Origin of the sequence: Actinomadura sp. WAC 06369, assembly GCF_003947565.1 — a bacterium.
Classification (GTDB): Bacteria; Actinomycetota; Actinomycetes; order Streptosporangiales; family Streptosporangiaceae; genus Spirillospora; species Spirillospora rifamycini.
The window spans coordinates 143,210-157,075 of the sequence record NZ_QHJN01000001.1 but is presented as its reverse complement, the minus strand read 5'-3'; the positions used below and the strand labels follow the sequence as shown (position 1 = coordinate 157,075).

At 75.3% G+C, this 13,866-nt stretch carries 13 protein-coding genes; 12 read left to right on the top strand and 1 reads right to left on the bottom strand.

Annotated features, from left to right (window positions below; all coding sequences use genetic code 11):
- The first annotated feature begins 40 nt into the window (after positions 1-40).
- Genes DMH08_RS00685 through DMH08_RS00665 form a run of 5 tightly spaced genes read left to right on the top strand, consistent with a single transcriptional unit; the run spans position 41 to position 6,328 of the window.
- A complete protein-coding gene (locus DMH08_RS00685; protein ID WP_158642225.1) occupies positions 41-1,279 on the top strand; it encodes an ABC transporter substrate-binding protein in 1,239 nt (412 codons plus the stop codon).
- Positions 1,276-2,160, top strand: a complete 885-nt coding sequence (locus DMH08_RS00680; RefSeq protein WP_026403445.1) for a branched-chain amino acid ABC transporter permease — start codon at positions 1,276-1,278, stop codon at positions 2,158-2,160. Before DMH08_RS00685 ends, DMH08_RS00680 begins: the two co-directional genes overlap by 4 nt.
- Positions 2,153-3,937 carry a branched-chain amino acid ABC transporter ATP-binding protein/permease gene (locus DMH08_RS00675; protein WP_125610878.1) on the top strand — a complete coding sequence of 595 codons (1,785 nt, stop codon included), beginning with the start codon at positions 2,153-2,155 and terminating at the stop codon, positions 3,935-3,937. The genes DMH08_RS00680 and DMH08_RS00675 overlap by 8 nt, the downstream gene beginning before the upstream one ends.
- Positions 3,934-4,704: an ABC transporter ATP-binding protein gene (locus tag DMH08_RS00670; RefSeq protein ID WP_034518858.1), complete on the top strand. Its 771-nt coding sequence runs from the start codon at positions 3,934-3,936 to the stop codon at positions 4,702-4,704. Before DMH08_RS00675 ends, DMH08_RS00670 begins: the two co-directional genes overlap by 4 nt.
- On the top strand, positions 4,694-6,328 hold the full coding sequence (locus tag DMH08_RS00665) for an AMP-binding protein (RefSeq protein WP_125610876.1): 1,635 nt from the start codon (positions 4,694-4,696) through the stop codon (positions 6,326-6,328). Before DMH08_RS00670 ends, DMH08_RS00665 begins: the two co-directional genes overlap by 11 nt.
- A gap of 51 nt (positions 6,329-6,379) precedes the next feature.
- Here DMH08_RS00665 and DMH08_RS00660 read toward each other — a convergent pair whose 3' ends face one another.
- Entirely contained in the window at positions 6,380-7,033 is a 654-nt protein-coding gene (locus tag DMH08_RS00660; protein ID WP_125610874.1) for a TetR/AcrR family transcriptional regulator, read from the bottom strand.
- Between the two features lie 85 nt (positions 7,034-7,118).
- Between DMH08_RS00660 and DMH08_RS00655 the strand changes: the two genes are divergently transcribed.
- From DMH08_RS00655 to DMH08_RS00625, 7 genes are read left to right on the top strand one after another with little or no spacing between them, the layout of a single operon-like run.
- Positions 7,119-8,087 (top strand): amidohydrolase family protein, encoded by a 969-nt coding sequence (locus DMH08_RS00655; protein ID WP_125610872.1) that lies wholly within the window; start codon positions 7,119-7,121, stop codon positions 8,085-8,087.
- Positions 8,084-8,827 (top strand): SDR family NAD(P)-dependent oxidoreductase, encoded by a 744-nt coding sequence (locus DMH08_RS00650; RefSeq protein ID WP_026403449.1) that lies wholly within the window; start codon positions 8,084-8,086, stop codon positions 8,825-8,827. The genes DMH08_RS00655 and DMH08_RS00650 overlap by 4 nt, the downstream gene beginning before the upstream one ends.
- Positions 8,824-9,648: an enoyl-CoA hydratase-related protein gene (locus DMH08_RS00645; protein ID WP_051300939.1), complete on the top strand. Its 825-nt coding sequence runs from the start codon at positions 8,824-8,826 to the stop codon at positions 9,646-9,648. Before DMH08_RS00650 ends, DMH08_RS00645 begins: the two co-directional genes overlap by 4 nt.
- 10 nt (positions 9,649-9,658) lie before the next feature.
- Entirely contained in the window at positions 9,659-10,429 is a 771-nt protein-coding gene (locus DMH08_RS00640; RefSeq protein WP_125610868.1) for an SDR family NAD(P)-dependent oxidoreductase, read from the top strand.
- Positions 10,426-12,099 (top strand): CocE/NonD family hydrolase, encoded by a 1,674-nt coding sequence (locus tag DMH08_RS00635; RefSeq protein ID WP_199747539.1) that lies wholly within the window; start codon positions 10,426-10,428, stop codon positions 12,097-12,099. Before DMH08_RS00640 ends, DMH08_RS00635 begins: the two co-directional genes overlap by 4 nt.
- Entirely contained in the window at positions 12,096-12,920 is an 825-nt protein-coding gene (locus DMH08_RS00630; protein ID WP_125610866.1) for an alpha/beta fold hydrolase, read from the top strand. Before DMH08_RS00635 ends, DMH08_RS00630 begins: the two co-directional genes overlap by 4 nt.
- Positions 12,917-13,711, top strand: coding sequence for an enoyl-CoA hydratase/isomerase family protein (locus tag DMH08_RS00625; protein ID WP_125610864.1), 795 nt, complete (start codon positions 12,917-12,919; stop codon positions 13,709-13,711). Before DMH08_RS00630 ends, DMH08_RS00625 begins: the two co-directional genes overlap by 4 nt.
- Positions 13,712-13,866: the final 155 nt, after the last annotated feature.

Sequence of the window (13,866 nt, the reverse complement as noted above, 5' to 3'; positions counted from 1 at the left end):
AAGTATACAAACGTTCATACATCAACTGGAGGAGGCGGCCTTGGTCACTTACCGGACGGACGGGATGCCCCGGCGCGGGTTCCTGGCGGGCGCCGCGTCCGCCGCCGCGCTCGGCGTGCTCGGCCTGGGGACGGCGGGGTGCGGCGGCTCGGGAGGCGGCGGGACGAAGGCCGCCCGGATCGGCTGGGTGGAGCCGAAGACCGGCCGGCTCGCCGCCGCCTACAAGCCGATCTACGTCGGCGCGAGGCTCGCCCTGGAGGACATCGAGGCGGCCGGCGGGCTGCTCGGGGAGGCCGTGCGGGTCACCGAGCACGACGACAAGGGGAGCCCGGCCGGCCAGCCCGCCGTGGCGCAGCGGCTGATCCGGGACGAGCCCGCCTTCGTGGTCGGCCCCACCGGCAGCTCGCAGGTGCTGGCGTCGGTGACGGCGCTCGCCCGCGCGAAGGTGATCCAGTCGGCATGGGGCGGCGCGGAGCTGCTCGGCGACGGCGACCGCTTCCCGTACCACTACCAGCTCGTCTACAACACCGCGCAGCAGGCCAGGGTGGCGGCGCGCTTCCTGCGCGAGGTCCGCGGCCTGCGCAAGATCGGCATCATCGTGGAGAACTCGGAGTTCGGCACCTCGATCAGGGACGCCGTCGTCGCGACGCTGCGGAACGACTACTCCACCGAGCCGGTCGCCGTCGAGGTGTTCGAGGTGGACGCCTCCGACATGACGCCGTTCGTCCGCAACCTGGAACGCGCCGGCGTGGACGGCCTGGGGCTGTTCACGGGCCAGCCGCAGGCGACGATCCTCATCCTGCGGGCGATGGCGGCGAGCGGCTTCCAGCCGGTGATCGTGTCGCACGACCTCAACTACATCGACGCGCTCGGAGAGTTCCCGCGCCCGCTGCTCGACGGCTTCTTCGGCACCACGTACCGCGGGCTCACCTACAGCGGCCGGGAGAAGCCGTCCGCGGAGGTGCGCGAACTGGTCGAGCGCATCAACGCGCACCCGGACACCGGCGGCCTCGGCTACTCGGCGGTGACGAGCCCCTACTACGACTACCTGATGCTGATGGCCGAGGTCGTCGAGGACACCGGGAGCACCGACCCGGCGAAGCTCAAGGCGGCGCTCGACAAGGTGAGCGGCTACGCGGGCATCCGGGCGAAGGTCTCGTTCACCGCGAAGCAGCACTCCGGCATCGCCGACGAGGACATCACCATCGGGACGCTCATGTCGGCGAAGGAGCCGGAGAGCCTGGGCGGGGTCCTGCGGCGCCGCGCGGACGGGATGTGATCGCGGTGCTCGCCGACATCCTGGTCGCCGGACTGGTGTTCGGCAGCCTGTACGGCCTCGTCGCGATGGGCTTCAACGTGCTGCACCGGCCGACGAACGTGGTGAACTTCGCGCAGGGCGAGCTCATCATGATCGGCGCGATGCTCATGGCCGCCACCCCGATCGGCGGGCTCCCCTGGGGCGTCGCCGTGGTCTGCGTGATGGCCGTCGTCGCGGTCGTGGCGCTGGCGGAGGAGCGGGTGGCGGTCACCCCGGTGCTGCGCCGGTCGTCCCACGCCGCCGGCTGGGTGATCACCACGCTGGCGTTCTCGCTGCTGATCGCGGAGGCCGCCGGACGGCTCTGGACGGACCAGCCGAGCACCGTCGCGCCGCCGTGGCCGCTGTCCCTGGACGTCGTCCACGTGGCGGGGTTCCGGTTCTCCAGCTACCAGGTGGCGGTGGTGGCGGTCGCCGTCGCAGCGGTGCTGCTGCTCGGCCTCCTGGACCGCTCCCGGCTCGGCACGGCGCTGCGCGCCGTGGCCGCCGACCGCGACGGCGCCCGGCTGCGCGGCATCGACCCGAGGGCGCTGACCCGGCGCTCCTTCCTGCTCGGCGGCGCCCTGGCGGGGCTCACCGGGGTCCTGGCGGCACCGCTGCTGCTGGCGTCGGTGACGATGGGACTCGGCCTACTGATCAAGGGTTTCGCCGCCCTGGCGGTCGGCGGGATCGGCGACAACCGCGGCGTGCTGGCGGCCGGATGGGTGCTCGGCACCGTCGAGGCCGCCGGCGCCGCCTACGCCTCGCCCGGTTCCCAGTCGGTCGTGCTGTTCGCGGCGATGCTGCTCATCCTGCTCGTCCGGCCGAACGGCCTGCGGGGTCTGGCGGTGCAGCGCCATGTCTGAGGCCATCCGGAGACGGCCGGGCACCGTGCGGCGCGCCGCCCCCTGGCTCGTCCTGCTCGCGGCGGCGGTCGTGCTGCCCCCGGCGAGCGGCGACCCCACGATCACCTACCTCGCCACCACGGCCGCGATCTACGTGATGGTGGCGACGGGCCTGAACATCATGTTCGGCTACACCGGCCAGGTCTCGCTCGGCCAGGGCGCGCTGGTCGCCGTAGGCGCCTACACGTCCGGTGTCCTCATGGCCGGCTACGGCTGGACGTTCTGGGCGGCGGCGCCCGCGGCGGTGCTGGTCACCACCGTCGCCGGGACCCTGATGGCGCTTCCCGCGTTCCGCCTGTCGTCCTGGTACATCGCGCTGGTGACGCTCGGCGCGGCGATGGCGGCGCGCAGCCTGCTCGTCGAGTTCGAGGGGCTGACCGGGGGCTGGTCCGGGCTCGTCGGCGTCCCGCGGCCCGCGATCGGGTCGTGGGAGCCGGGGGAGCGGGACGTCCTGTGGCTGGTCATCGCCCTGAACGCCGTACTGTTCATCATGGTCCGCAACATCGTCGACTCCCGGCTGGGCCGGGGCATGATGGCCGTCCGGGACGCGCCGGAGATGGCGCGGAGCGTCGGCGTCGGCCCCGCGCGGACCAAGCTGTTCGCGTTCGCCTGCGGCGGCGCCACCGCCGGGCTGGGCGGGGCGCTGCTGGCCGTCCACCACGGGCTCGTGACGCCGGACGACTTCACGCTCGACTTCTCGATCCTGTTCCTGCTGGTCGTCATCATCGGCGGCGCGGCGCGCCTGGCGGGCCCGGTCATCGGCACGCTGCTGTTCTTCGTGCTCCCGGAACTGCTGACCGGCCTGGCGGAGTGGCGCGGCCTCATCTACGGCGCGGCGCTGCTCGTGCTCATGGTGTACGCGCCGCAGGGCATCGCGGGGGCCTGGGACAAGCTGCTCGCGCGCCACCGGAAGGGGCGCCCGCCCGCCGCGGCCGAGCCGACCGGCGACGCCGAGGTCGGGCCGCCGCGCGGCGCACCGCTCGGCGTCGAGCTGTCCGGCGTCCGCAAGTCCTTCGGCGGCGTGCACGCCCTGCGCGGCGTCGACCTCACCATCGAGCCCGGCAAGGTGCACGCGATCGTCGGGCCGAACGGGTCGGGGAAGACGACCCTGCTCAACGTGATCAGCCGCCTGCTGCGGCAGGACGCGGGCCGGGTCGTCCTCGGCGCCGAGGACGTCAGCCGGGCCACCGCCGAGCGGCTCGCCCGGCGCGGCGTCGCGCGCGTCTTCCAGACGCCGCGGCTGCTCGGAGCGTCGAGCCTGCGCGACAACGTCCTGCTCGGCGCCTACACGCGCGAGCGGGCGGGCGGGCCGGCGACCGTCCTGCGGCTGCCCCGGGCCCGGCGCGAGCGGGCCGCGCTGGCGGCGGAGGCCGACCGCCTCCTGGCCGCCCACGGCCTGGCCGGGCGGGCGGACGAGGAGGCCGCCGCGCTGCCGCACGGCGAGCAGCGGCTGCTGGAGGTGGCGCGGGCCCTGATGGCGCGCCCGCGGCTGCTGCTGATGGACGAGCCGGCCGCCGGGCTCACCCCGCGGGAGCTGGAGGCGCTGGGGCGGCTGATCCGCGCGATCCGCGACGCCGGCACCACCGTCGTCCTGGTGGAGCACCACATCGAGCTCGTCGCGAACGTCGCCGACGTCGTGACGGTCCTGGACCGGGGCGAGCGGGTGACGTCGGGGGCGCCGCAGGAGGCCCTCGGCGACGCGCGGGTCGTCGAACTGTACTTGGGGGCACCGGCATGACGGCGCGGGGCGAGGAACTGATCACGGTGTCCGGGCTGAGCTCCGGCTACGGGGCGGTGCCGGTGGTCCGCTCGGTGGACCTCGCGGTCCGGACGGGCGAGGTCTTCGCGGTGGTCGGCGGCAACGGCGCCGGGAAGACCACCCTGCTCAGCACCATCTCGGGGCTGCTGCGCCCCACGTCCGGGTCGGTGCGGTTCGCCGGCACCGACATCACCGGGTGGAGCCCGGAGCGGATCGTCGCGCACGGCCTCGTCCACATCCCCGAGGGCAGGCGCCTGTTCACCGGGCTCACGGTCGCCGAGCACCTGCGGCTCGGGCTCTGGAACGTCCCGAACCGGCGCAGGGTCGAGCGGGAGCGGACGGAACGGGTCGTCGACCTGTTCCCGGTGCTGGGCGAGCGGATGGACGCCTACGCGGAGGTGCTCAGCGGCGGGGAGCAGCAGATGCTCGCCATCGGCCAGGCGCTGATGCGCGAGCCCCGGGCGCTGTTGCTGGACGAGCCGTCCATCGGCCTCGCGCCCGTGATCGTCAAACGGGTGTTCGCGGTGGTGGACCGGCTGCGCGAGCAGGGCCTGACGGTGATCCTGGTCGAGCAGCGCGTCGGCCAGGCGCTGGCGCTCGCCGACCGGGGGCTGGTCATGCGGCACGGCGGGGTGGAGGCGTCCGGGGACGCCGCCGGGCTGGCGGCGGACCCGGCGCTGCGGGTCGCCTACCTGGGCGCGGCGGCGTCCGGCGGGCAGCGGAACGAGGAGCGACATGAGCGATGAGTGGTGGGGCCCGGCGGTGCCCGCGGCCGAGGACTGCGCGGTCGGGGAGCTCCTCGTCCGCCGTGCCGCCGAGCATCCCGACCGGGTGTACGCGGTCTTCCAGGACGGGACGCGGTGGACCTACGCCGCGACCCTGGCCGAGGCCGAGCGGGTCGCCGCCGGGCTGCACGGCCTGGGCGTGCGGCCGGGCGACACGGTCGTCTCCTGGCTGCCGAACGGGCCGGACGCGCTGCGCGTCTGGTTCGGCGCGAACCTGCTCGGCTGCACCCTCGTCCCGCTCAACACCGCCTACCGCGGCGGGCTGCTCGAACACGCCGTCCGGCTGTCGGGGGCCCGGGCGGCGGTCGTCCACGCCGACCTGGCGGGGCGGCTGGCCGGCATCGACACCGGCGCGCTGGAACGCGTGGTGGTGCTCGGAGCGGGCGACGCCCCGCCGGAGGCGGCGCCGGGGCCGGAACTGCTCGGGCCGGACGCGCTGGCCGCGCCCGCCCCCGGGTTCCGGACGGACGGGCCGCCCGGGCCGTGGGACCCGTACGCGGTGATCCTGACGTCCGGGACGACCGGGCCGTCGAAGGGCGTGCTGTGCTCGTACGTCCAGCTCGCGGCGTGCGCGCGCGCCGCGTTCACGGGGTTCGGAGCGTCCGACCGCTACATGGTGAACCTGCCGCTGTTCCATGCGGGCGGCACCATCGGCACCTACGCCGCGCTGCTGTTCGGCGGCGGGATCAGCCTCGTGGACGCGTTCGACACCGAGTCGTTCTGGCCGACCGTCCGCGCGACGGGGACCACGCACGTCACGCTGCTCGGCGTGATGGCGACGTTCCTCGGCAAACGGCCGCCGTCCCCGCGGGACCGAGCGCACCCGCTGCGGCGCGTCTTCATGATCCCGCTGATCGAGGACAGCGCGGCGTTCGCCGAGCGCTTCGGCGTCGAGGTGGTCGCCATGTTCAACATGACGGAGGTCTCGATCCCGATCATCTCGGGGCCCGATCCGGAGGTGCCGGGCACGTCCGGGCGGCTGCGGCCGGGCGTGGAGGCCCGGGTCGTCGACGAGCACGACCGGGTCGTCCCCGACGGGGAGGTCGGCGAGCTGGTGCTGCGCACCGCGCAGCCCTGGGCGATGAACTCCGGGTACCTCGGGATGCCCGAGGCGACGGCGCGGGCCTGGCGCAACGGCTGGTTCCACACCGGGGACGCCTTCCGGACGGTGGACGGCGAGTACTTCTTCGTGGACCGGATGGGCGACACGATCCGGCGGCGCGGCGAGAACATCTCCTCGGCGGAGGTGGAGGCCGAACTGCTGGCGCATCCGGCGGTCCGGGAGGCGGCGGTGGTCGCGGTGCCGAGCCCGCACGGCGAGGACGACGTGCTCGCGGTCGTCGCCCCCGTGGACGGCCGGACGGTCGATCCCGCCGAGCTGCTGCGCTTCCTCGTCCCGCGCATGGCGCACTTCATGGTGCCGCGCTACGTGCGGGTGGTCGGCGCGCTGCCGCACACCCCGACGAACAAGATCGAGAAGCACCGGCTGCGCGCGGAGGGCGTCACGGCGGACACGGCCGACCGCGAGCGGCTGGGCATCGTCGTCCGGCGGGACCGCATCGGCGGGACGTCCGCCGCCCGCTGAACCGCCCGCTGAACCGCCCGGGCCGCCTCGCGTGCGGGGCGGCCGGAGGCGTCAGGTGTCGCGGGGGTCGGCGCCGACGAGCTGGAGGGCGAGGAAGGCGTACTGGTCGGCGAGGTCGCGGGCCGTCACCGGGCCTTCCGGCCGGAACCACTGCCCGGCGTTGATGCACATGTCGAGGATGGCCTTGGCGACCACGTCCACCTGCGCCGGGCGCGGCGACCGGGGGTCGCTCAGCCGGAACCGGCCGGCGGCCAGGCCCCGCTCCAGCGTCCGCTCGAAGATCCGGCGGACGCGCCGCTGCGCGTCCAGGACCTCGCGGGCCTGCTCGGGCGGGAGGTGGCGCCACTCGGTGCGGGCGACGAGGCCCTCGACGCGCCGCTCGGTGTGGAACAGGGTGAGCTCCCGCACCAGCTCGGCCAGCTGCCGGTCGGGCCGGTCGCCGCCGTGCAGCAGGCCCTCCTCCAGCAGCGCCTCCGAGTCCTCGTGGGCCCGCTTGAGGATCGCGTAGAGGACTTCCTCCTTGGATCCGTAGTGGTTGTAGAGCGAACCCGCGGTGACCCCGCACGCGGCGGTGATCTTGCGGACGCTGGTGGCGGGGAACCCGTCCTCGTAGAACAGGCGCGCCGCCTCGTCGAGTATCCGCCGGCTCATCGAGGCCGCGGCCGGGGCGCCGGCGGCGGTCGTCCGGGAGCGTGTCGTAGCCACGCCTCGACGCTATCACCACATGAACGTTCATTGACCTGCGCTCGGCGAATCTGGTAAACAAACGTTTATACATAAGGAGGCCGTGATGCGTGAACCGGTGATCGACGTCTGCGAGGTCGCCTATGACACCGAGTGCTGGACGGCCTATCTGCGCGCGCTGGCCACCGCCGCGCCGCGCTACCTCGTCCTCTTCGCCGGGCGGCTCGCCGCCCGCACCGGACGCGCGCCCGGCGAGGTCGCGGCGGACGCGGCGCGCGACCCGGTGGGCACGGCGGAGCGGCTGGCCGCCGTCCTCGGGGACGGCTTCGACATCGACCGCCACGCCGGCGCGCTCGCCGAGACGGGGGTGGCCCATCAGGTCCTGCACGGCGGGCCGTGGCCCGTCGGGGACGGCACCGTCAACGACCGGGTCGCCGGCTACGCCGCCCGGCATCCCGACCGGCTCAGCGCGTGGGCGGGCGTCGGCCTCGCCGACCCGCGGGCCGCGCTCGCCGAGGCGCGCCGCGCGCTCGACGGGCTCGGCGCGACCGGCCTGTCGGTGATCCCGTTCCTCGACGGCGTCGACCCGTCCGGTCCCGAGCACGCGGAGCTCTGGCGGTTCGCCGCCGAGGCCGGCGCCCCGGTGTGGCTGCACTGCGGGCAGCACTTCCGCTCCGACGTCCCGATCGACGTCTCGGGGCCGCGCGTCCTGGACCGGATCGCCGGCGCCCACCCGGACCTCGTCCTGGTGGCCGGCCACGGAGGCTGGCCGTGGGTGGCCGAGATGCTGGCCGTGGCGCAGCGACACCCCAACGTCCACGTGGAGTTCTCCTCGCACCGCCCGTCCAGGATGGCGGTGCCGGGATCGGGCTGGGAGGCGCTGCTGACGCTGGGCGCCGGGCCCGTCCGCGACCGCGTCATGTTCGGTTCGACCAGCTGGACGCAGGCCCGCCCGCCCGCCGCGCTCGCCGCCGAGGCGACCCGGCTCGGCCTGCCGGACGGCACCGTCCGCGCCTGGCTGCACGGCAACGCCGAACGGCTGCTGCGCCGGGCCCGTGCCGGGGCGGCGGCGTGAACGGCCGCCGGGTCCTGGTCACCGGCGCGGCCGGGGGCATCGGCACCTCGCTGGTCGCCGAACTGCTCCTGCACGGCGCCCGGGTGCTGGCGACCGACGTCGACGAGGCCGGATGCCGCCGCCTGGAGCGGCGGTTCGGCGACCCGGTCGCGGACGACCGGCTGCACACGATGCCGCTCGACCTGACCGGCGGCGGCGCGCCGCGGCGGCTCGTCGCCCGCGCGGTCGAGCGGCTCGGCGGCCTCGACGGCCTGGTCAACAACGCGGGCGTCGAGCACCGCGCGCCGCTCGGCGAGCACCGCACCGCCGACTGGACGCGCGTGCTGGAGGTCAACCTGGCGGCGCCGTTCCGGCTGGCCCGCGAGGCGGCCCCCGCCCTCGCCGGGCGGCCGGGCGCCGCCGTCGTCAACGTCTGCTCGATCGCGGTGACCGGGTTCGCGGGGCAGGCCGCCTACGACGCGAGCAAGGGCGGGCTGCTGAGCCTGACCCGGTCGCTCGCCGTCGAGCTGGGACCGCTCGGCGTCCGCGCGAACGCCGTGTGCCCGGGCTTCATCGACACCCCGATGCTCGATGAGAGCGGGCTCCGCGGGCTGGCCGAGAAGACCGCCGCGCGGCTGCCGCTCGGCCGCTGCGGCTACCCGGAGGAGGTCGCCGCCGCGGTCGTCTGGCTGCTGGGGACGGGCGCCGGCTACGTCACCGGCCAAGCACTGTTCGTCGATGGAGGGATGGTCCGAGCATGACGCAGGGGCAGGAGAGCACGGTGGCCGGAGGCGGGGTCCTGCTGGCCTCGCGGCCGGCGCCGGGGGTTCTGTGGCTGACGATGAACCGACCGGGCCGGCGCAACGCGCTCGACCGCGCGCTCGGCGAGGAGCTGCTGCGCGCGCTCGAGCGCGCCGAGACCGATCCGCGGGCCCGGGCGGTGGTGCTGACCGGCGCCGGCAGCGCGTTCTGCGGCGGGGACGACCTCGGCGCGGTGGACGAGCACCTCGCCGGGGAGCGCAGGCACTCGCCGGTCCTCGGCGACACCGCCGACCCGGTGTACCTGCGGATCGTCGAGGCGATCGCCACGGCGCCGCAGCCGGTCATCGCGGCGGTCAACGGCCCCGCGGCCGGAGCCGGCACCGAACTGGCCTGCGCCGCCGACCTGCGGATCGCCGCGGACACCGCCCGGATCGGCAGCTGCCTGGTCAACGTGGCGCAGACCGGCACCGCCGTCATGCTGGCCCGTGTCGTCGGGACCGCGAAGGCGACGGAGATCTACCTGTCGGGAGGGCTGCTCGACGCCGCCGACGCCGAGCGCCTGGGCATCTACACCCGCGTCGTCCCGCAGGCGGACCTGCGGGACGCGGCGCTCGCCGAGGCCCGGCGCCTCGCGGCCGGCCCGACCCGGGCGATCGGCCTCTACAAGCAGCTGCGCGAGAGGGTGTACGGCCAGCCGCTCGAGCAGGCGCTCCGCACCCAGAACACCTTCCACATCCGCAACAACAGGGAAGTGCACGACGCGGCCGAAGGCGCACGGGCCTTCGTCGAGAAGCGCGGCCCCGAGTTCACCGGCCGCTGAGGGGAAGAGCATGACCATGACAGACGGCGACGTCTTCGGCCGCCTCGACGGCCGGGTCGTCCTGATCACCGGCGCGGCGAGCGGCATCGGCGCGGCCTCGATGAGGCTCTTCCGGGCCGTGGGCGCCGAGGTCGTCGGCGTGGACCGGACGCCGGGGGAGGGGATCGTCCAGGCGGACGTCTCCGACCCCGCCGCGGTCGCCGGCGTCGTCGACGCGGTGGTCGCCCGGCACGGCCGCCTCGACGTCGTCCACGGCAACGCCGGCGTCAACGTCCCCGGGCGGCCGCACAGCCTCACCGACGACGACTACCGCACGGTGATGGGCGTGTGCTGCGACGCCAACTTCTACCTGGTGCGCTCCGCCGTCGGGCACATGCGCGCGGACGGCGGGGTGTTCGTGTTCACGTCCTCGATGTGCGGGGTCGCGGCGACGCCCCGCTCTCCCGTCTACAACATGGCCAAGCACGCCCTCATCGGCCTCGCCCGGTCGGTCGCCGTCGACTACGGCGCGCAGGGGATCCGCGCGGTGGCGCTGGTCACGGGACCGACGCACACCGGGATGGTGGACGAGCTGTGGCCGCCCGGCCCGCTGCGCGACTCCCTCGCCGCGACCACGTCCGCCGGACGACTCGCCGCCCCCGAGGAGCAAGCCCGCGCCGCCGTGTTCGCCGCGCTGCCCGGCAGCTCGTTCCTCACCGGCTGCGCCCTCACCGTGGACGGCGGCGCGACCGCCGGGTGGAACGAGATGGCCCGCACGATGCTCGCCCCCAAGGCGGTGTGACGGTGGAACTGGGACGCATCGAAAGCGGCGTCGAGACCCCGATGCGCGACGGCGTGCCGCTGCGCGGCGACCTGTGGCGACCCCCGGCCCCGGCCCCGGCCGTGATCTTCAGGACGCCGTACGGGCGGCGGGAGATCGGCTCCGACGCGCTGCACCCCCGGCACTGCCTCGCCGGCGGGTTCGCCGCCCTGGCGCAGGACACCCGCGGCCGCTTCGACTCCGGCGGCGAGTGGCGGGCCGTCATGTGGGAGCAGGAGGCCGAGGACACCTACGACACCGTGGAGTGGGCGGCGGCGCAGCCCTGGTGCGACGGCAACGTGTTCCTCGCGGGCACGTCCTACCTCGGCATCGTCGCCTGGCTCGGCGCCGCGCTGCGGCCGCCGCACCTGCGGGGCATCGCCCCGGCCATGACGACCGGCGCGGCGGCGGACGCCCGCGACACCGGCGGCGCGCTCCGGCTCGACCACCTGGTCGGCTGGCTGGCCTACATGGCCGCCGACTGGCTGGGCCGGCAGGGGCCGGACGCCGACCCGGCGCTCGCCGCGCGGGTCGCGGCCCTGATCCACGACCCGGAGCGGGCGATGCGGCGGCTGCCGCTCGCCGGCATGCCGGAGCTGGACCTGCCCGGCTTCCCGATCCGCATCGGCGACCTGCTGGCCGGGCGGGTCCGGGCCCTGCCCGACTGGGACCACGCGGCGGTGGAGGTGCCGGTCCTGTCGGTGACGGGCTGGTACGACGTGTACGCCTCCGCGACCGTCCGCGGCCACCTGGAGATGCGGCGGCTGCGCCCGGACCTGCGGCACGAGCTGATCGTCGGGCCCTGGGCGCACACCGGGGCCCTGACCCACCTGCAGGGCGAGGTGAACTTCGGCGTCGCGGCCTCGGCCGCCGCCGCGCGCCTCCCGGAACGGCACCTGGACTTCTTCCGCCGCTGCCTGGACGGGCCGGGCGAATCCGCGCCCGTCCTGTACTTCCTGATGGGGGCGGACGAATGGCGCACCGCCGAGCGGTGGCCCCCCGCGGGCACCGCCGGCCTCGCCCTGCACCTGACCGGTCCCGCGGTCGCGGGCGGAACGCCCGGCGGGCTGGCCGCCGGGCCCGATCCCGCGGGCCCGGCGGAACCCGACGGCTACGTCCACGACCCGGCCGACCCGGTCCCGAGCCGCGGCGGGCGCGTCCTGCACCTCGGCCGCCTCGTCCCCGGGCCGCTGGACCTCGGCCGGATCGCCGCGCGCCCCGACGTCCTGCTCTACCTCGGTGACGTGCTCGGCGAGGACACCGACGTCACCGGCCGCGTCCGGCTGCGGCTCTCCTTCGCGACCGACGCCGCGGACGCCGACGTGATGGCCCGCCTGGTGGACCGGCTGCCCGACGGACGGCTGCTGCCGGTCTGCGAAGGAGCGGTCCGGCTGAGCCACCGCGACGGCCCGGGCACCCCCGTGCCGCGCGGAGAGGTGATCCCGCTGGAGATCGACCTCGGGTACACGGCCCGGCGGTTCGGGGAGGGCCACAGCATCGGCCTGCTGCTGTCCAGCAGCAGTTTCCCGCACTTCGACCGCAATCAGGGCGGCGGGGAACCGGTCGCCACGGCCGGACCCGGGACGCCGTCCACCCAGAGCGTCCACTACGGCGCGTCGGTCCTCCTCCTGGGCGGCGAGGGGGAGCGATGACGCCGCGGCACCGCACCGTCCAGCGCGCCGGCTGCGAGATCCACTACTGGACGGGCGGCCCGGACGACGGGCTCCCGATCGTCTTCACGCACGGCGCCACCCTCGACCACCGCACGTGGGAACCGCAGATCGAGACGTTCGCCGCCCGGCACCGGATCCTCCTGTGGGACGTCCGGGGGCACGGCCGCTCCATCCCCAACCGGGCCGCGTGGTCCCTGGGCACGGCCGTGGACGACCTCCTCGCGATCCTCGACCGGGAGGACATCGGGCGGACCGTCCTCGTCGGCCAGTCGATGGGCGGCAACCTCTCCCAGGAGATCGTCTACCACCGCCCCGACAGGGTCTCGGCGCTCGTCGCGCTGGGCTGTGCCGGCAACACCCTGCCGATGTCGCGCCGGGAGCGGCTCCAGGCCGCGGCGGTCGTCCGCATGCTGCCCTGGTACCCGCGCAAGGCGCTGATCCGCCAGGAGGCCAAGGCGTCCGCCCGCGACCCCCGCGTCCGCGAGTACGTGCGCGGCACCGCGAGCCGGATGTCGCATCCGGACATGGTCGCGGTCATGGCGAGCCTGGTCGGCGCCCTCCGCCCCGAGCCCGCGTACCGGATCGAGATCCCCGAGCTGCTGCTGCACGGCGACCACGATCGGCTCGGCAACTTCCGCACCGCCATGCCCGTCTGGGCGCGCCGGGACCCGCTGGCGCGGTACCTCGCCGTCCCGGACGCCGCCCACCTGGCCAACCAGGACAACCCCGCCTTCTTCAACGACGCCGTGCTGCGCTTCCTCGCCGAGCACGGACTCGACTCGCCCAGGGACCTGACATGACACTGTGGACCCGGGAGGACGGCGACGGCGTCGCCGTCCTCACCTACCGCAACCCGCCGCGCAACTTCCTCACCTTCGCCGCGCTCGAAGAACTGGACGCGGAACTCGCCCGTCTGGAGACCGACCCGGACATCGGGGTCGTGATGCTGGCCGGCGGCGTCCCCGGCTACTTCGTCGCACACGCGGACCTGGACGAACTCGCCGAACTGTCCCGGGGGCCGGTGCCGCGGGCCAAGATCTGGTACACCGCGATGCGGCGCGTCGAGCGGCTCCCGCAGCCGGTGATCGCCGCGATCGACGGGCAGGCGTGGGGCGGCGGCCTCGAACTGTCCCTGGCCTGCACGGTGCGCTGGGCCTCGGCCGACGCCCACGTCAGCCTCCTGGAGACCGCGCTCGGCATCATCCCCGGGGCGGGCGGCACCCAGCGCCTGGCCAGGCTGATCGGCCCGGGGCGGGCCGCCGACGTCGTCCTGTCCGGCGACGTCCTCACCGCCGAACAGGCCCGGGCGGCCGGGATCGTCGAGCGGGTGCTCCCCGCCCCGGTCTTCCGGGCGGAGGCGACGCGCCTGGCCCGCCGGATGGCGTCCCGTCCCGCCGCCGCACTCGCCGCCGCGAAACGCGCCCTGGTCGAGGGCTCCCGGCTGCCGCTCACCGAAGGTCTCCGCCTCGAGGCCGGGCTCTTCGCGGAGCGGCTCGCGAGCCCCGAGTCCCGGGAGCTCCAGCGGGACGCGCGGCGCCGTTACGCCGCGGCGGCCGACGGCGACCGCGTCGCCTTCGGGGACCGCCGGTGAAGACCGCCGTCGTCCGGTCCGCCGCCGGCCCGCCCGCGCCCCGGCCGGGCGCGGGCGCGGGCAGCCGGGCAGTCCGGTTCCGACCAGTTCGCACAGCTGCCGGCGGTTGAGCATCCGGGAGATGCCGAGGACGAGGGAGCGCCGCGTCCGATCGC